Origin of the sequence: Kutzneria chonburiensis (assembly GCF_028622115.1) — a bacterium.
Classification (GTDB): domain Bacteria; phylum Actinomycetota; class Actinomycetes; order Mycobacteriales; family Pseudonocardiaceae; genus Kutzneria; species Kutzneria chonburiensis.
Map to the genome: position 1 here is coordinate 8,567,501 of NZ_CP097263.1, position 17,168 is coordinate 8,584,668.

Consider the following 17,168-nt stretch of genomic DNA (forward strand, 5'->3'; position numbering starts at 1 on the left):
TCCGTCAGAGCCTCCTTTGCAGGGGTGATGGCGTGCCTTTTGAAGAATGAGCCTGCGAGTTAGTGGTACGTGGCGAGGTTAACCTGTGTGGGGTAGCCGTAGCGAAAGCGAGTCCGAATAGGGCGTTTTAGTCGCGTGCTCTAGACCCGAAGCGGAGTGATCTAGCCATGGCCAGGGTGAAGCGCGGGTAAGACCGTGTGGAGGCCCGAACCCACCAGGGTTGAAAACCTGGGGGATGAGCTGTGGTTAGGGGTGAAAGGCCAATCAAACTCCGTGATAGCTGGTTCTCCCCGAAATGCATTTAGGTGCAGCGTCGCGTGTTTCGTGGTGGGGGTAGAGCACTGGATGGCCTAGGGGGCCTACAAGCTTACTGAAGTCAACCAAACTCCGAATACCATTACGTGAGAGCGCGGCAGTGAGACTGCGGGCGATAAGGTTCGTAGTCGAGAGGGAAACAGCCCAGAACACCAGCTAAGGCCCCAAAGTGTGTGCTAAGTGGGAAAGGATGTGGGGTCGCCCAGACAACCAGGAGGTTGGCTTAGAAGCAGCCACCCTTTAAAGAGTGCGTAATAGCTCACTGGTCAAGTGGTCCTGCGCCGACAATGTAGCGGGGCTTAAGCACACCGCCGAAGCTGTGTCATTCACGCATTGATCCGCGCGTTCTTTGGAGCGTGTGCAGTCGTGTGGATGGGTAGGGGAGCGTCGTGTGGGGGATGAAGCGGCAGGGGAACCTAGCCGTGGACACTACACGAGTGAGAATGCAGGCATGAGTAGCGAATGACGAGTGAGAAACTCGTCCGCCGGATGACCAAGGGTTCCTGGGCCAGGCTAATCCGCCCAGGGTAAGTCGGGACCTAAGGCGAGGCCGACAGGCGTAGTCGATGGACAACGGGTTGATATTCCCGTACCCGTGTAAACGCGTCCATGGTGAGGCTAGTGATGCTAACCGCCCGAGAGTTGTGGAATCTTCGGAGGAAGCAATAATTGCGCGGGATCCGATCTAGTAGTAGTCAAGCGATGGGGTGACGCAGGAAGGTAGCTCCGCCAGTCAGTGGTAATACTGGTGTAAGCGTGTAGGCTGTCAGGGTAGGCAAATCCGTCCTGACGTTAAGGCTGAGACGTGATGCGTAGCCGATTGAGGCGAAGTAGAGTGATCCTATGCTGTCGAGAAAAGCCTCTAGCGAGTGTTTATGCGGCCCGTACCCCAAACCGACACAGGTGGTCAGGTAGAGAATACCGAGGCGTTCGGGTGAACTGTGGTTAAGGAACTCGGCAAAATGCCCCCGTAACTTCGGGAGAAGGGGGCCGAGGGACTTGAAGCCCCTTGCGGGCTAGGGTTTTTCGGCCGCAGAGAGCAGCGAGAAGCGACTGTTTACTAAAAACACAGGTCCATGCGAAGTCGTAAGACGATGTATATGGACTGACGCCTGCCCGGTGCTGGAACGTTAAGGGGACCGGTTAGTCCTTCGGGGCGAAGCTGAGAACTTAAGCGCCAGTAAACGGCGGTGGTAACTATAACCATCCTAAGGTAGCGAAATTCCTTGTCGGGTAAGTTCCGACCTGCACGAATGGCGTAACGACTTCTCGACTGTCTCAACCACAGGCCCGGTGAAATTGCATTACGAGTAAAGATGCTCGTTACGCGCGGCAGGACGGAAAGACCCCGGGACCTTTACTATAGCTTGGTATTGGTGCTCGGTTCGGCTTGTGTAGGATAGGTGGGAGACTGTGAAGCTGGCACGCCAGTGCTGGTGGAGTCGTCGTTGAAATACCACTCTGGTCGTTCTGGGTGTCTAACCTCGGACCGTGATCCGGTTCAGGGACAGTGCCTGGTGGGTAGTTTAACTGGGGCGGTTGCCTCCCAAAGGGTAACGGAGGCGCTCAAAGGTTCCCTCAGCCTGGTTGGCAATCAGGTGTTGAGTGCAAGTGCACAAGGGGGCTTGACTGTGAGACTGACGGGTCGAGCAGGGACGAAAGTCGGAACTAGTGATCCGGCCATGGCTTGTGGAAGCGTGGTCGCTCAACGGATAAAAGGTACCCCGGGGATAACAGGCTGATCTTGCCCAAGAGTCCATATCGACGGCATGGTTTGGCACCTCGATGTCGGCTCGTCGCATCCTGGGGCTGGAGTAGGTCCCAAGGGTTGGGCTGTTCGCCCATTAAAGCGGTACGCGAGCTGGGTTTAGAACGTCGTGAGACAGTTCGGTCCCTATCCGCCGTGCGCGTTGGAGATTTGAGGAAGGCTGTCCCTAGTACGAGAGGACCGGGATGGACGGACCTCTGGTGTGCCAGTTGTCCCGCCAGGGGCATGGCTGGTTGGCTACGTTCGGGAGAGATAACCGCTGAAAGCATCTAAGCGGGAAGCTTGTTCCAAGATGAGATCTCCTACCTCCTTGAGAGGGTAAGGCCTCCTATAGACGATGGGGTTGATAGGCCAGAGATGGAAGCTCAGTAATGGGTGGAGTTGACTGGTACTAATAGGCCGAGGGCTTGTCTACAAAGACGCTTCGCATCCACTGTGTGGTTCTGAGGGAACCAATCAGGCATGACCTGGACCTGTGTGGGTCTGTGGTTGTGGTCTGTGGGTTATCTTCATAGTGTTTCGGTGGTGTTAGCGGAGGGGAAACGCCCGGTCCCATTCCGAACCCGGAAGCTAAGCCCTCCAGCGCCGATGGTACTGCACTCGTGAGGGTGTGGGAGAGTAGGACGCCGCCGGACAAAATTTGGGAGCCCCCCAGATCTGCATCGCAGGTCTGGGGGCTTTCCCTATTTCTGGCCAAAAACCGCTCGCGGTCCAGCCCAGCGCCGAGGCACAGTGGCGGCATGGAGGAGACCAGGTTCTACGACGACGTCGCCGACTTCTGGGCCGTGGCACAGGATCTGTACGAGGCCGAGCCGGCCAAGCACACCACTGCGCTCAGCGTGATCCACGCGCTGGTTGACGCTCCCCAGCCCGACGCCGCGCCGCCTGTGTTCGTCACACTGCACGACGACACCACCGGCTCGCTGCTCGGTGCCGCGCTTCGGACTCCTCCTTGGCCGATGGCCCTCAGCGGCATCCGACCTGACGGTGTCTCCTTGCTCACCAAGGAACTTCTCGCCGCTCACCCCGAGCTCGACTCCGTCATGGGTCCGCGGGATGTCGTCGATGCCTTCGCCCCGACCTGGGCTGCCGCCACCTCTCGGACCGTCCGGCCCATCCTCGATCTTCGCCTCTACCGCCTGGGCGATCTCCTTGTCCCCCAAGTAGAAGGCCGTGCCCGCTTGGCCTCCGAGGCCGACCTCGACCTGCTCGCCGAGCACTGGGTCGCCTTCTCTTCCGAGGCCAACGCCCACCGCCCCAGCACTTTCGCCGACGCTCGCGATGGCGCTCACCGCCTGTTGACCTTGGGTGCCGGCTATGTCATCTGGGAGGTCGATGGCGTTCCCGTCAGCACTGCTTGCGCCAAGTTCCCCAACGCCGGCGCTTCTCGTATCGGTCCCGTCTACACCCCTCCCGCCCATCGCCAGCACGGCTATGCGGCAGCCGCCACCGCTGCCGCCGCCAGTTGGGCCCTTTCCGCCGGCGCCACCGAGGTTTTGCTTTACACCGACCTCGCCAATCCAACCTCCAACGGCGTCTACCAGCGCATCGGCTTCCGCCCCGTTGCCGACTACGCCGAAGTCGCCTTCGACCAGCCGACCTGACCCCGCGGGTCGGCACCGACCCCACCGCGCGCCGTCGCCTGTCTCCGCAACCGGTCTCGACTTCTTCCCTGCGCTGCTTGATCGTCGGCGTGCACGGCGACCGCGGTCATGGCCTTCGGACCGCCGGCGCAACGGGCCGCTACCGCGCGGGGCCAGGGTGTCGGCGCGCGTTCGCCTTCGTTGCCGATCTGACGCCGCTGCCAAGGCGTGGTCTTGGCGTGGCGGGAAGCGGGATTAGGCTCAGTGGCGTGACTCTGCCTCGCCTGCTCGTCATCCAGCCGTCCGAACACGATCCCGTCGGCCGGCTGGGGGACTGGCTCACGGACGCCGGTGCGGAACTCGACATCGTGATGCCGGGGCGGGACGGGCTGCCGCCGCTGGACGGGTACCAAGGGGTCGTGTGCCTCGGCGGGGAGATGGGGGCGCTGGACGACGCCGAACACCCCTGGCTGGCGGAGGTGCGGCTGCTGCTGTCGAAGGCAGTGGCGACGAAGGTGCCGACGATGGCCGTGTGCCTGGGGGCGCAACTGCTGGCGGTGGCGACGGGCGGCCAGGTGCGGCGGGGTGCGCAAGGCCCGGAGGTGGGGGTGCTGCTGGTCGCGAAGAGGGACACGGCGGCGCGGGATCCGTTGTTCGCGGAGCTGCCGCTGACGCCGGACGTGCTCCAGTTCCACCACGACGAGATCGTGCTGCTGCCGCCCGGCGCGGAACTGCTGGCGTCCTCGCCGCGCTACCCGAATCAGGCATTCCGGGTCGGTTCGGTGGCCTACGGCGTGCAATTCCATATCGAGACGACGCCGGAAATCGTGCTGAAGTGGGCATCCCTGGCACCCGAAGAGGCGGCGCTGGCCCGACCTGGTCAGCTGGAGCCGGACTTCCTGGTGGAGGCGCACGTCACCCTGGCCGAAGCCTGGCAACCGTTTGCGCGTCGGTTCGTGCAGCTCAGTGCGGGCGAGCTGGAGCCGGCCCTGGGGAGTGTGAGAACGCTGCCACTGGTGTGATAACGCGCCGTCACTGTACGTTGCCGGTATGACGCCCAGCTGGTCGTCTGTCACCCCATCCGACGGTGGGGTAGCGTTCTACACATAGTTGCCCACCGCCGGAGGAATTGGTGGACGTCCCCCTACTGGTGGCCGTTGTTGTGCTGACGGCGCTGGCCTTCGATTTCACTAACGGCTTCCACGACACGGCCAACGCGATGGCCACCTCGATCGCGACCGGCGCCCTGCGACCACGAGTCGCCGTCGCCATGTCCGCAGTGCTGAACCTGGTCGGCGCCTTCCTCTCGGTCGAGGTCGCCAAGACCATCTCCGGCGGCATCGTGGACGACCTCAAGATCACTCCCGCGGTGGTGTTCGCCGGACTGGTCGGCGCCATCGTCTGGAACCTCCTGACCTGGCTGGTCGGCCTGCCCTCCAGCTCCTCGCACGCACTGTTCGGCGGCCTGATCGGCGCCACCTGGATCGCCTCGGGCGCCGACGCGGTGCACTTCGGCAAGGTCGTCGAGAAGGTGCTGATCCCGGCGGTCGCCTCGCCGCTGATCGCCGGTCTGATCGCGATGGCCGCCACCTTCCTGACCTACCGCCTGACCCGGTCGGCCGACCGCAAGGTGGTGTCCTCGGGCTTCCGGGTCGGCCAGATCGTCTCGGCCGGCCTGGTCTCGCTGGCCCACGGCACGAACGACGCCCAGAAGACGATGGGCGTGATCACGCTGACGCTGATCACCGCGGGTGCGCTGCCGGCCAACGCCGGCCCGCCGGTGTGGGTGATCGTCAGCGCCGGCACGGCGATCGCGCTCGGCACGTACTTCGGCGGCTGGCGCATCACCCAGACCCTGGGCAAGGGCCTGACCACGATCGACGGCCCCCAGGGCTTCGCGGCGCAGACCAGCGCGGCGGCGGTGATCCTCACGTCCTCGCACCTCGGCTTCGCCCTGTCCACGACGCACGTCGTGTCCGGCAGCATCCTGGGCGGCGGCCTCGGCCGGCGGGCGTCCAACGTCAAGTGGAGCACCGCGGGCCGCATGGTCCTGGCCTGGGTGCTGACGCTGCCGGCGGCGGCCGTGGTAGGCGCCATCGCCAGTTCGATCGCCAGCACCGGCACGGCCGGCGTCATCGTCGTGGCGGTCATCGGCATTGCCGTCGCGACCGGCATCTACCTGGCCTCGCGCCGCCGGCCGGTCACCCCGGACAGCGTCGTCAACGACGAGATCGTGGTCGACGAGCCGATCAAGGTGGCGGCATGAGCGTGAACTGGGCGGCGCTCGGTGAAGTGTTCATCGTCGGCCTGGTGTCGGTGGCCGCGGTGGTGGCGTTGTTCGCCACCGGCATCCGCGGCGTCTCGCAGCGAGTGGCGGCCCGGGCCCAGGGTGGCTCCGGCGCCGCCGGCCTGACGCTCGCGCTCGTGTGTTTCACGGCGTGCTCGGCCGTGGTGCTCTACGGCCTGTTCTTGATCGTCGCCCGTTAGCGAGGTGACGGGGCTCCAGCCGGGAGGACTACGGTTGGGCCCGTCATGACAGATCCACGGTCCACGTTCTCGCCGGCCAGGTTCGGGCTCACCGATCCACGGGCCGAAGACATCCTGCACGCCGGCGGCTGGTGGCGTGGCGGTCCGGTCGAAGGCGCCGAGCTCGTGCTCGGCGCCTTGTCGCGTAGTCCCGACCCGGACCTGGCGCTGCAGAGCCTCGATCGGCTGCGCGAGGCCGCCGGCGGGCAATGGCCGGCCATCGCCGAGGCGCTGAGCACCGACGGCGCGTTCCGCGGCCGGCTGATCGCCGTGCTGGGCTCGTCGACCGCGTTGGGCGACTTCGTGATCGCCAATCCCGACGAGTGGCGGCGGCTGAGCTCGGAAGCCGCGCCGGACCACGACTACACCGCGCATCTGCTGCGTACGGTCGAAGAGGGCGACGTCCGGCAGCTGCGCCGGGCCTATCGGGGGCTGCTGCTGGACATCGCGGCCGCCGACCTGGGGCACCTGGTGCAGCCGGAGATCGCCGAGCTCGGCTACGAGCAGGTGGCGGAGCAGCTGTCCGATCTGGCCGACGCCGCGCTGCGCGCATCCCTCGCACTGGCGGCGAAGCAGGTCGACAAGCCGTCCACGCTGGCCGTGATCGCCATGGGCAAGTGCGGTGGCCGCGAGCTCAACTACGTCAGCGACGTCGACGTGGTCTTCGTGATCGACAACGACGACGACCTGTCGACGGCGACCCGGCTGGCCAGCTCGATGATGCGCATCGCCGGCGAGGCCTGCTTCGAGGTGGACGCGGCGCTGCGCCCGGAGGGAAAGGCCGGCGCGCTGGTCCGGAGCCTGGACGGCCACATCGCGTACTACAAGCGCTGGGCCCGCACCTGGGAGTTCCAGGCGCTGCTCAAGGCGCGGCCGGTCGCCGGCGACGCGGAGGTCGGCCGCCGCTACGTCGAGGCGCTGGCGCCGATGGTGTGGACGGCGGCCGGACGGGAGAACTTCGTCGTCGACGTGCAGGCCATGCGCCGCCGCGTCGAGGACCACGTGCCGAAGGACATCGCCGAGCGGGAGCTGAAGCTCGGCCGCGGCGGGCTGCGAGACGTCGAATTCGCGGTGCAGCTGCTGCAACTCGTGCACGGCCGGTCGGACGAGGCACTGCGCTCGCCCACGACCATGGCGGCATTGGCCGCCCTGGGCTCCGGCGGCTACGTCGGCCGGGCCGACGCGGCTGGATTGGCCGAGTCGTACCGGTTCCTGCGCACGCTGGAGCACCGGCTCCAGTTGCAGCGGCTGCGGCGGACGCACACGTTCCCGGCCGACGACGACCGTTCGGGCCTGCGCTGGCTGGCGCGCTCGGCCGGGCTGTACCCGGACGGCCGGCGTGCGGCGGCGGATGTGCTGCTGGCCGAGTTCCGCCGGCACGGCAACCGGGTGCGTCGCCTGCACGAGAAGCTGTTCTACCGGCCACTGCTGGAATCCGTCGCCCGCGTGCCGACCGAGGGCATGCGGCTGACGACCAAGGAAGCCACGGCCCGCCTCGCCGCCCTCGGCTACACCGCGCCAGACGGCGCGCTCCGACACATCGAGGCGTTGACGTCCGGGGTCTCGCGGCGCGCGGCGATCCAGATGACGTTGCTGCCGGTGTTGCTCGACCTGCTGGCCAACACACCCGATCCGGACGGCGGCCTGCTGGCGTATCGGCGGGTGTCCGAGGCGCTGGCCGATACGCCCTGGTACCTGCGGCTGCTGCGGGACGAGGGTGCCGTGGTCGAGCGGCTCGCGGTCGTGCTGAGCACGTCGAAGCTGGTGCCGGACCTGCTCGTGCGGGCGCCGGAGGTGCTGCGGCTGCTGTCCGAAACGGCGTCGCTGGCGCACCGAAATCCCGTCGAGGTCGCGGGCTCGCTGCGCAGCGCCGTCGGCCGACACGCTGATCTCACGCAGGCCGTCGCGGCGGCGCGGTCGTTGCGCCGGCACGAGCTGCTGCGCGTCGCCTGCGCCGACCTGCTCGGGCTGATCAAGGTCGAAGAGGTGTGCGCGGCGCTGTCCGGTGTGTGGTTGGCGGTGTTGCAGTCCGCGCTGGATGTGGCCTTGCGGTCCGCCGACGGGACGGCGCCGCCGGCGACGATCGCGGTGGTCGGCATGGGTCGGCTCGGCGGCCGTGAGCTCGGCTACGGCTCGGACGCCGACGTGCTGTTCGTGTGCGAACCGCGCAACGGCGCCACCGAAGCCGAAGCCGTCAAGTACGCCAACGGCATCGCCGAGGCGGTTCGACGACTGCTCGCCGCCCCGAGCCAGGATCCGCCGCTCGTGGTCGACGCCGATCTCCGCCCCGAAGGCCGCAACGGGCCGCTGGCCCGGACCTTGAGTTCCTACCAGGCCTACTACGCGCAGTGGTCCGAGGTGTGGGAGGCGCAGGCGCTGCTGCGGGCCAGCAACGTGGCCGGCGACGAGGACCTCGGCCGGCGGTTCTGCGAGATGGTCGACCCCGTCCGCTATCCGGCCGGCGGGCTTGACCCGGCGATGGTGCGGGAGATCCGGCGGATCAAGGCCCGGGTCGACGCCGAGCGGCTGCCCCGCGGCGCGGATCCGACCACGCACACCAAGCTGGGCCGCGGCGGGCTGGCCGACATCGAGTGGACGGTGCAGCTGCTCCAGCTCCAACACGCCGGCGACCGGCCGGAGCTGCGCACCACGTCCACGCTGGAGGGCCTGGCCTTCGCCACCGAACAGGGCCTGATCACCGAGGCCGACGCGGAGGCGCTGACCTCGGCGTGGCTGATGGCGACCAGGGCACGTAACGCTGTGACGCTGGTGCGGGGCAAGCCGACCGACCAGGTGCCAACATCGGGGCGTGAGCTCGCATCCGTGGCGGCCGCGATGGGGTACCCGCAGGGCACCGATCCGGGGGAATTCCTGGACGACTACCGGCGTACCACCCGTCGGGCGCGCAGTGTGGTGGAGCGGATCTTCTACGACGGGCAGTGACGAGCAGCGGAGGTTGTTGTGAAGGCGATCGCGCAGAACGAGTTCGGCGACGCGGGGGTGCTGTCACTCCAGGAGCTGCCGGACCCGCTGGTCGGCCCGGACCAGGTGCTGGTGGCCGTGAAGGCGGCCAGCGTGAACCCGGTGGACTACAAGATCCGCGAGGGCTACGTGCAGGGCGCGCTGCCGCACCACTTCCCGCTCATCCAGGGCTGGGACGCCGCCGGCGTGGTCGTCGCGGTCGGCCCGGCGGCCGACGGCTACGCGCCCGGCGACGAGGTGTTCGGCTACCTGCGCAAGGACCACGTGCAGAACGGCACGTTCGCCGAGCTGGTGGCCGCGCCGGAGCGGGGCCTGGCCCACAAGCCGGCCGGCATCACGTTCGAGCAGGCGGCGGCGCTGCCGCTGGCCGGGCTGACGGCGTTGCAGCTGCTGAAGAAGGTCGGCGTCGGCGAGGGCGACACCGTGCTGGTGCACGCCGCGGCCGGCGGCGTCGGTCACCTGGCCGTGCAGATCGCACGGGCGCTCGGCGCTTCGCGGGTCATCGGCACGGCGTCGGAGCGCAACCACGACTTCCTGCGCTCGCTCGGCGCGGAGCCGGTGACCTACGGCGACGGCCTCGAGGACCGGGTGGCGGCGCTGCTGGGCGGCGACGGCAAGGTCGACGCGGTGCTGGACCTGGTCGGCGGCGAGGCGCTGAGCGTGTCGCCCAAGCTGGTCCGCGATCCGGCCCGTATCGGCTCGATCATCGACGCCAAGGTCCGCGAGCTGGGCGGTCAGTACGTGTTCGTGAAGCCGAACAGCGAGCAGCTGTCCTGGCTGGGGGAGCTCACCGCATCGGGTGAGATCACGGTGGTCATCGAGAAGGTGTTCCCGCTGGCCGAGTCGGCCGACGCGCAGCGCCTGGTCGAGGGCGGCCATGTGCGCGGCAAGGTCGTGATCACGGTCTGAGCGCTGGGGTGGGGCGTGCGGTCACGCCCCACCTCGAGCGGTTCAGGCCACCTCGGCCTCGTCGTCGGTCTCCGCCTCGGGAACGCTGGCGAAGACGTCGACCACCCACTCCTCGACGAACGAGCCGTCGTCGGAGTCGGTGTCCGGGACGAGCCGGTTGGCCAGCGCGACGCCCAGACCGAGCAGGTCTGCGGCGCGCACCGCCTCGGCCGCCTCGGCGGCGGAGTCGAAGTAGTGGGTGGACAGCAGGTTGGTGTCATTCTCGGCCACGGGCGTGACACTAGAGGGTCACCCGAAACGCCCTGCTGTCAGCCTGCCTGCTCGATCCGCACCGGTGACGAGCCACGGTCGACCTCGAGCATGAAGTCGTCGATCCGGTGGTGATAGCGGTCCGGCACGTCCGGTTCGGCCAGCGCCAGCAGCTGCACGGCCAGGCCACGCAGGCCGGCCTTGTCGCCGCGGATGACCACCTCGCCGTGCGGCGTGACGTCGAAGTTCAGCCGGTAGTTCTGCGGCCAGGTCCGGCTCAGGCCGTGCACCGCGTCGTAGACCGGAACGGCGACGACCACCTCGCGCGTGGACTCAACGGGAATGGGTTCGGCCATCTCGCCACCTCCAGCAGCACCTGCTGTTCATCCAACCCGACCGCGCCGGTCGCCTTGTTACGCCTGTGTCACTTTTTCCCTTATGTCGTAAGCAAAAGCCGGGCCCGTCGAGACGGACCCGGCTTCTGCGCGACGTCAAGCTCCGGCGGGGTGAACCCGCCTTCGATCACACGTCGTAGTACAGCGCGAACTCGTACGGGTGCGGGCGCAGCCGCAGCGGGTCGATCTCGTTCTCACGCTTGAGCGCGATCCAGGTCTCGATCACGTCCGGCGTGAACACGCCGCCCTCGAGCAGGAAGTCGTGGTCGCGCTCGAGGTTGTCCAGCACCTCGCCCAGCGACGCCGGCACCTGCGCGACCTCGCGGGCCTCCTCGGGGGGAAGCTCGTAGAGGTCCTTGTCGACCGGGGCCGGCGGCTCGATCTTGTTCTTGATGCCGTCGAGGCCGGCCATCAGCATCGAGGCGAAGGCCAGGTACGGGTTGCCCGACGAGTCGGGGCAGCGGAACTCGACCCGCTTGGCCTTCGGGTTGTTGCCGGTGATCGGGATCCGGATGCACGCGGAGCGGTTGCGCTGCGAGTACACCAGGTTGACCGGGGCCTCGAAGCCGGGGACAAGGCGGTGGTAGGAGTTCACCGTCGGGTTGGTGAAGGCCAGCAGGCTCGGCGCGTGGTGCAGCAGGCCGCCGATGTAGTGGCGCGCGGTGTCGGACAGGCCGCCGTAGCCGGACTCGTCGTAGAACAGCGGCGCGCCGTCCTTCCACAGCGACTGGTGGCAGTGCATGCCGGAGCCGTTGTCGCCGAACAGCGGCTTGGGCATGAAGGTCGCGGTCTTGCCGGCCTGCCACGCCGTGTTCTTGACGATGTACTTGAACAGCTGCAGGTCGTCGGCCGCGTGCAGCAGCGAGTTGAACTTGTAGTTGATCTCGGCCTGACCGGCGGTGCCGACCTCGTGGTGGGCCCGCTCGACGGTGAAGCCGGAGTCGATCAGGTTCAGGGTGATCTTGTCGCGCAGGTCGGCGAAGTGGTCGGTCGGCGAGACCGGGAAGTAGCCGCCCTTGAACTTGACCTTGTAACCCTGGTTGCCGCCCTCCTCGTCACGACCGGTGTTCCACCAGCCGGCGATGGAGTCGATCTCGTGGAAGGAGGCGTTCTCGGCGCTGTCGAAGCGCACCGAGTCGAACAGGTAGAACTCCGCCTCGGCACCGAAGAACGCCTGGTCCGCGACGCCGTTCTCGGCGATGAACAGCTCGGCCTTGCGCGCGATGTTGCGCGGGTCGCGGCTGTAGGCCTCGCGGGTCAGCGGGTCGTGCACGAAGAAGTTGACGATGAGGGTCTTCTCGATGCGGAACGGGTCGATCCGCGCGGTGGCCAGGTCGGGCAGCAGCAGCATGTCCGACTCGTGGATCTGCTGGAACCCGCGCACCGACGAGCCGTCGAAGGCCAGCCCCTCGGCGATGGCATCCGCGTCGAACGACGCCGCCGGCACGGTGAAGTGCTGCATGATGCCTGGCAGGTCGCTGAACCTGACGTCGACGAACTTCACTTCCTCGTCGGAGATGAAGCGCAGGACCTCGTCGGGATTGGTGAACACCCTCGTTGGCTCCTTCGGCTCGTAGCCCGTCCCGGCACGTCGCCGGCTGTTTTCGTGACGAAACTAGGTGGGCGGTGTTGCCCGTCAGTCACCCGGGTGTTTCGCGGGTGTTAACGAGACCGCGGAAAGGGTAGTCCTCCCCCTCGTCATCGCCGGGCTGTGACCGCGGCCTTACCCTGGAGGGGTGAACAGGTGGACCGGTTCGTGGATGTCCGGGCCGCGCGCGGCCATGGAGCCGGGCGGCGGTGACTCGGCTCACCGCTACCGCGGCGAGCGCTTCGGGCTGCCCGAGACCGGCGTCGGCTCGATCCCGTCGACCGCCCGGCGGGCCGTGGCCATGCTCATCGACTGCGTGCTGGCCGGTCTCATCACCGGCCTGTTCACCATGCCCGACCTGCCGCGGAACTGGAGCCTCCTGACCTGGTTCCTGATCGGCGTGGTCGCGGTGTCCTTCTTCGGCTTCACGCCCGGCATGTACGCGATGGGCGTGCGCGTCGCCCGCATCGACGGCTCCGCCATGGTCGGCGTGCCGCGGGCACTGCTGCGCACGTTCCTGGTCGGGCTGATCATCCCGGTCGTGATCTGGGACTACGACTACCGCGGCCTGCATGACCGTCTGGTCGGCACGGTCGTGGTCCGCATGCGCTGAGCTCCTCCATAACGAAAGAGGACTTGGTGGCGTCTCACGCCACCAAGTCCTCTTTCGTGTCAGCTGGGTGTCTTCACCGGCGGCGCATGGCGCGCTGCACGTTGCGCATCTTGGCGCCGGCGGGCAGCGGGCCCTTGGGCAGCGCGGCACCGCGGCTGGCCAGCGCGGCCATGCCCTTCTCGAGCCGGTCAACGTCGGCGTTCGAGATGTTCTTGGGCAGCTTCATCATGTGCTGCTGGAGCTTGCGCAGCGGCACCTCGCCCTCGCCGTTGCCGACGATGAAGTCGTAGATCGGTGTGCTGCCGACGACCCGGGCCAGCCGCTTCTTCTCCTGCGCGAGCAGGTTCTTCACCCGGTGCGGCGCGCCCTCGCCGACCAGGATGACGCCGGGACGGCCGAGCACGCGGTGCACGGCGTCGAACTGCGTGGTGCCGGCCACCGCCTGGGTGACCCGCCAATTGCCGCCGCGCAGGTTGTCCAGGGCCCACGCGGCCGCGCCACTCTGACCCTCCGCCTTGCTGTAGACGTTGCGCGAGACGCGCCGTCCGAACAGCAGCACGGCGGCCAGCGCGCCGAGCACGACGCCGGGGCCGAGGAACAGCCACTGCATGTCCCAGATCAGGCCGATCAGGAACGCGGCGGCGGCCACCCCGACCAGTGCCGCGGCCATGAGCGGCACCAGGGCCTTGTCCTCGCGACGCTGCATCTTGAACGCCTCGAAGATCTGACCGCGCCGAGCCCGCGACTCCGCGCGCTTGGCCCGCGACGCCTCCTTGGCGGCCGCCTTGTCCTCCTGCTTACCAGCCATGTGTCCAGGATAAGGCCGGTGCGTGGACGGGTTGCGCCCTGCTCCGCATTTTCTGTCGGAGGCCTCTGCGAGGATGCGGGGCATGGATGCCGGAGGTCGACTCCTCGAAGACCTGGATCCGGAGCAGCTCGCCGCGGTCACCGCGCCGCGCGGACCGGTGTGCGTGCTGGCCGGGGCGGGCACCGGGAAGACCAGGACGATCACCAGGCGGATCGCCTACCTCGTCGACCGCGGCCACGTGGCGCCGGGCCAGGTGCTCGCCGTCACCTTCACCAAGCGGGCGGCCGGCGAGATGCGGACCCGGCTGCGGGCGCTCGGCGTGACCGGCGCGCAGGCGGTCACCTTCCACGCCGCGGCCCTCCGCCAGCTCCGCTACTTCTGGCCGCGGGTGATCGGTGACGCGCCATGGGAGCTGATCGACGGCAAGCTGCGACTCGTCGGACAGGCGGCCAACCGGCTCGGGGCCCCGACCAGCGCGGAGTCGCTGCGTGACCTGGCCAGCGAGATCGAGTGGGCCAAGGCGTCGCTGATCACCCCGGAGGACTACCCGGCGGCGGTGACCCGCGCGCGGCGTGACGTCCCGATGCCGGCCGAGCAGATCTCCCGCGTCTACCAGGGCTACGAGCAGCTCAAGACCCGGGCGCGGCTGCTCGACTTCGACGACCTGCTGCTGCACACCGCGGCGATCCTGGAGGAGCACTCCGACGTCGCCGTCGAGTTCCGCGACCGGTATCGCTGCTTCGTCGTCGACGAGTACCAGGACGTGACGCCACTTCAGCAGCGGGTGCTCAACGGCTGGCTCGGCGGCCGCGACGACCTGACCGTGGTCGGCGACGCCAACCAGACCATCTACTCCTTCGCCGGCGCCTCGCCGCGACCGCTGCTGGACTTCCCGCGGCGGTTCCCGGAGGCCGTCGTGGTGCGGCTTGAACGGGACTACCGGTCGACGCCCGAGGTGGTGGCGCTGGCCAACCGGGTGATCGGGGCGGCGCGGGACCGCCCGTCCGGGTCGCGGCTGCGCCTGATCGGGCACCGGCCGTCCGGGCCGGAGCCCAAGTTCTCCGAGTTCGACGACGAGCCGGGGGAGGCCGTCGCGGTCGCCGACAAGATCGGCGCGCTGCTGCGCAACGGGGTGCCGGCCAGCGAGGTCGCCATCCTGTACCGGGTCAACGCCCAGTCCGAGGCCTACGAGCAGGCGCTGGCCGAGGCGCAGATCCCGTACCAGGTGCGCGGCGGCGAGCGGTTCTTCAACCGGCCCGAGATCCGGCAGGCGATGGTGTCGCTGCGCGGCGCCGTCAACGGGGCGTCCGAGGCCGGGCTGCCCGAGATCGTCCGCGAGGTGCTCAAGCCGCACGGCCTGTCGCTGGAGCCGCCGACCGGCGGGGCGCAGCGTGAGCGCTGGGAGTCGCTGCTCGCGCTGGTCGAGCTGGCCGAGGAGCTCGACTCCGTGACGCCCGGTGCCGACCTGGCGCGGTTCGTGGCCGAGCTGGACCTGAGGGCCGAGGCTCAGCACCCGCCGACCGTGGAGGGCGTCACGCTGGCGTCGCTGCACGCGGCCAAGGGGCTGGAGTGGGACGCGGTGTTCCTGATCGGCCTGACCGAGGGCACCATGCCGATCCAGCACGCCGACACCGACGAGGCGGCGATCGAGGAAGAGCGCCGGCTGCTCTACGTCGGCGTCACCCGGGCGCGTGAACATCTGTGGCTGTCGTGGTCGCTGTCGCGGACCGCCGGCGGGCGACGGCACCGGCGGCGCAGCCGCTTCCTCTACGGGCTGCTGCCCGAGGACCATCCGGCTGCCCGAACGGTCGGCGGTGGCGCCCAGCGGGAGGCCGCGCCGACGCGGCGGGCCGTGCGGGTCGAGTGCCGGGTCTGCGGCGACACGCTGCTGAACACGCCGGCGATCAAGCTCGGCCGCTGTGCCACCTGTCCGTCCGATGTGGACGAAGAGCTGCTCGACCGGCTGCGCAAGTGGCGGGCGGCCCGGGCCAAGCAGCTGAGGGTTCCTCCGTACGTGGTGTTCACCGACACGACGCTGACCGCCATCGCCGAGCAGCGGCCGCGGGACACCGGGGGCCTGGTGGCGATCTCCGGCATCGGCCCGAGCAAGCTCGACAAGTACGGCGCCGACGTGATCGCCCTGGTCGAGGGGGATGCGGGTGTAGGCTCCACCTGACCGCCGAGAAGTTCTGGCGGAACTTTTCAAAAACCGGTTGCACGCCCCTGCGCAGGGGCAATAGCCTGCATAGGCCGGGCGCGAGACGCCCGAACAACACAAGACCTGAACATCACTTCGAGACCCTGGATGGGAGGCGGACGGCATGGGTACCAACGGCATCAACATTCTGGTTGCACCGGCACCGGCCTATCCGCTCGCCGGGGCTGTCGCCATGTGCGGCAACGCAAGCACGCCAGGTGCCACCAGTGTCTCCGTCGATCTGCTGCGGCCGTGGAAGGCCGAGCAGGTTGAGCGCGCCCTGACCAATGGTCAGTCGGCGTTCGTGAAGGTTCGCAAGCACGTTCTTCTCTGGTCCGCGCAGGAGCGAAGTACCTGACAGGCATGTCAGGCACGGCTCACTGAGGCCGCGGACCCGGGAACGGGACCGCGGCCTTCGTGTATTTCACGGCACTACTCGAACGGCAGGGACATGCACGCCCCGACGTACGACGACTCCACCGCCAACGACACCTGCATGAGCACCACCGAAACCGGGAGGAAGTCCACCATGTTCACCGCCACCGTTCCGATAGAGGGAACTGTGCTGCCCGACTTCGCGGCGCCCACGGGCGCCGGTGTAGCGGAGCTGCTCGACACCGCACCGGGTGCCGGGCTCGACCTGCCCTGCCGGGCCAACAACCCCGACCTGTGGTTCGCCGACGCGCCCGCCGAGCTGGAGCAGGCCAAGGCGCTGTGCGCCTCCTGCCCCGTGCTGGCCGAGTGCCTCACCGCGGCGCTTGCGCGGCGTGAGCCCTGGGGCGTCTGGGGTGGGGAGATCTTCGAGCGTGGCGCGGTCATCCCGCGCAAGCGGCCCCGTGGCCGTCCGCGCAAGAACGACCGCCTCGCCGAGGCGGGCCCCGGGACCACAGGAAAGCAGGAGGCAGCCGCGTGAACACCGTCCGTTACACCGCCGACATCCCGATGATCTCGACGTACGAACCTGAGGGGACCTCGTTCATGTTGCTCGACCAAGAACTCGCACGAATTCGATTGCACGAAGTACGCCAGGTAGCCGAGGAGCAACGCTTGGCCCGCCGGCTCTCCGCCACCTCGCGGTGGCGCAGGGTCGCCGGCTGGGCCACCAGGCGGGCGGAGCGGGCCTCGTCCGCTTACGTCTCCTGAAGAAACACAACAACATGCCGCGTGAGCACGGGACTCGGCCCCTTCGGGGCTGAGCCCCGTGCTTGCGGCGTTTCACCATGCTCACGCCCGGC

General features: G+C 68.2%; 15 protein-coding genes and 2 rRNA genes (1 of these 17 cut by a window edge). 13 read left to right on the forward strand and 4 right to left on the reverse strand.

Annotation, left to right across the window (positions count from 1 at the left end; translation table 11 throughout):
• From M3Q35_RS40005 to M3Q35_RS40040, 8 genes are all read left to right on the forward strand, one after another.
• A 23S ribosomal RNA gene (locus M3Q35_RS40005) occupies positions 1-2,498 on the forward strand; it begins 616 nt to the left of the window's first position.
• 103 nt (positions 2,499-2,601) lie between these two features.
• Positions 2,602-2,718 (forward strand): 5S ribosomal RNA (rrf, locus tag M3Q35_RS40010).
• Between the two features lie 105 nt (positions 2,719-2,823).
• Positions 2,824-3,687: a GNAT family N-acetyltransferase gene (locus M3Q35_RS40015; protein WP_273937767.1), complete on the forward strand. Its 864-nt coding sequence runs from the start codon at positions 2,824-2,826 to the stop codon at positions 3,685-3,687.
• A 254-nt stretch (positions 3,688-3,941) separates the two neighbouring features.
• The gene (locus M3Q35_RS40020) at positions 3,942-4,688 is read left to right on the forward strand and encodes a type 1 glutamine amidotransferase (protein ID WP_273944655.1); all 747 of its coding nucleotides are present in this window, start codon (positions 3,942-3,944) and stop codon (positions 4,686-4,688) included.
• A 110-nt stretch (positions 4,689-4,798) separates the two neighbouring features.
• The gene (locus M3Q35_RS40025; RefSeq protein WP_273937768.1) at positions 4,799-5,932 is read left to right on the forward strand and encodes an inorganic phosphate transporter; all 1,134 of its coding nucleotides are present in this window, start codon (positions 4,799-4,801) and stop codon (positions 5,930-5,932) included.
• Positions 5,929-6,153, forward strand: coding sequence for a hypothetical protein (locus M3Q35_RS40030; RefSeq protein ID WP_273937769.1), 225 nt, complete (start codon positions 5,929-5,931; stop codon positions 6,151-6,153). Before M3Q35_RS40025 ends, M3Q35_RS40030 begins: the two co-directional genes overlap by 4 nt.
• A gap of 45 nt (positions 6,154-6,198) precedes the next feature.
• A complete protein-coding gene (locus M3Q35_RS40035; RefSeq protein ID WP_273937770.1) occupies positions 6,199-9,135 on the forward strand; it encodes a bifunctional [glutamine synthetase] adenylyltransferase/[glutamine synthetase]-adenylyl-L-tyrosine phosphorylase in 2,937 nt (978 codons plus the stop codon).
• Positions 9,136-9,153: 18 nt separating this feature from the next.
• Positions 9,154-10,083, forward strand: coding sequence for an NADP-dependent oxidoreductase (locus M3Q35_RS40040; RefSeq protein ID WP_273937771.1), 930 nt, complete (start codon positions 9,154-9,156; stop codon positions 10,081-10,083).
• Between the two features lie 42 nt (positions 10,084-10,125).
• On the opposite strand, the gene M3Q35_RS40045 is transcribed toward M3Q35_RS40040, so the two are convergent.
• The 3 genes from M3Q35_RS40045 to glnA form a co-directional block, all read right to left on the reverse strand.
• On the reverse strand, positions 10,126-10,353 hold the full coding sequence (locus tag M3Q35_RS40045) for a hypothetical protein (protein WP_273937772.1): 228 nt from the start codon (positions 10,351-10,353) through the stop codon (positions 10,126-10,128).
• A 38-nt stretch (positions 10,354-10,391) separates the two neighbouring features.
• Entirely contained in the window at positions 10,392-10,688 is a 297-nt protein-coding gene (locus M3Q35_RS40050; RefSeq protein ID WP_273937773.1) for an Imm32 family immunity protein, read from the reverse strand.
• Between the two features lie 166 nt (positions 10,689-10,854).
• Positions 10,855-12,279, reverse strand: coding sequence for a type I glutamate--ammonia ligase (glnA, locus tag M3Q35_RS40055; RefSeq protein WP_273937774.1), 1,425 nt, complete (start codon positions 12,277-12,279; stop codon positions 10,855-10,857).
• 184 nt (positions 12,280-12,463) lie between these two features.
• On the opposite strand from glnA, the gene M3Q35_RS40060 reads away from it, so the two are divergent.
• The gene (locus M3Q35_RS40060; RefSeq protein ID WP_273937775.1) at positions 12,464-12,928 is read left to right on the forward strand and encodes an RDD family protein; all 465 of its coding nucleotides are present in this window, start codon (positions 12,464-12,466) and stop codon (positions 12,926-12,928) included.
• Between the two features lie 73 nt (positions 12,929-13,001).
• Here M3Q35_RS40060 and M3Q35_RS40065 read toward each other — a convergent pair whose 3' ends face one another.
• Positions 13,002-13,736 carry a DUF4191 domain-containing protein gene (locus M3Q35_RS40065; RefSeq protein ID WP_273937776.1) on the reverse strand — a complete coding sequence of 245 codons (735 nt, stop codon included), beginning with the start codon at positions 13,734-13,736 and terminating at the stop codon, positions 13,002-13,004.
• 73 nt (positions 13,737-13,809) lie between these two features.
• On the opposite strand from M3Q35_RS40065, the gene M3Q35_RS40070 reads away from it, so the two are divergent.
• The 4 genes from M3Q35_RS40070 to M3Q35_RS40085 all read left to right on the forward strand — a co-directional run bounded on the left by M3Q35_RS40070 (position 13,810) and on the right by M3Q35_RS40085 (position 17,076).
• Entirely contained in the window at positions 13,810-15,912 is a 2,103-nt protein-coding gene (locus M3Q35_RS40070; protein ID WP_273937777.1) for an ATP-dependent DNA helicase UvrD2, read from the forward strand.
• Between the two features lie 145 nt (positions 15,913-16,057).
• Complete coding sequence (locus tag M3Q35_RS40075) at positions 16,058-16,291, forward strand: hypothetical protein (protein WP_273937778.1); 234 nt, start codon at positions 16,058-16,060, stop codon at positions 16,289-16,291.
• A 171-nt stretch (positions 16,292-16,462) separates the two neighbouring features.
• A complete protein-coding gene (locus tag M3Q35_RS40080; RefSeq protein ID WP_273944656.1) occupies positions 16,463-16,846 on the forward strand; it encodes a WhiB family transcriptional regulator in 384 nt (127 codons plus the stop codon).
• Positions 16,843-17,076 (forward strand): hypothetical protein, encoded by a 234-nt coding sequence (locus M3Q35_RS40085; protein ID WP_273937779.1) that lies wholly within the window; start codon positions 16,843-16,845, stop codon positions 17,074-17,076. Before M3Q35_RS40080 ends, M3Q35_RS40085 begins: the two co-directional genes overlap by 4 nt.
• Positions 17,077-17,168: the final 92 nt, after the last annotated feature.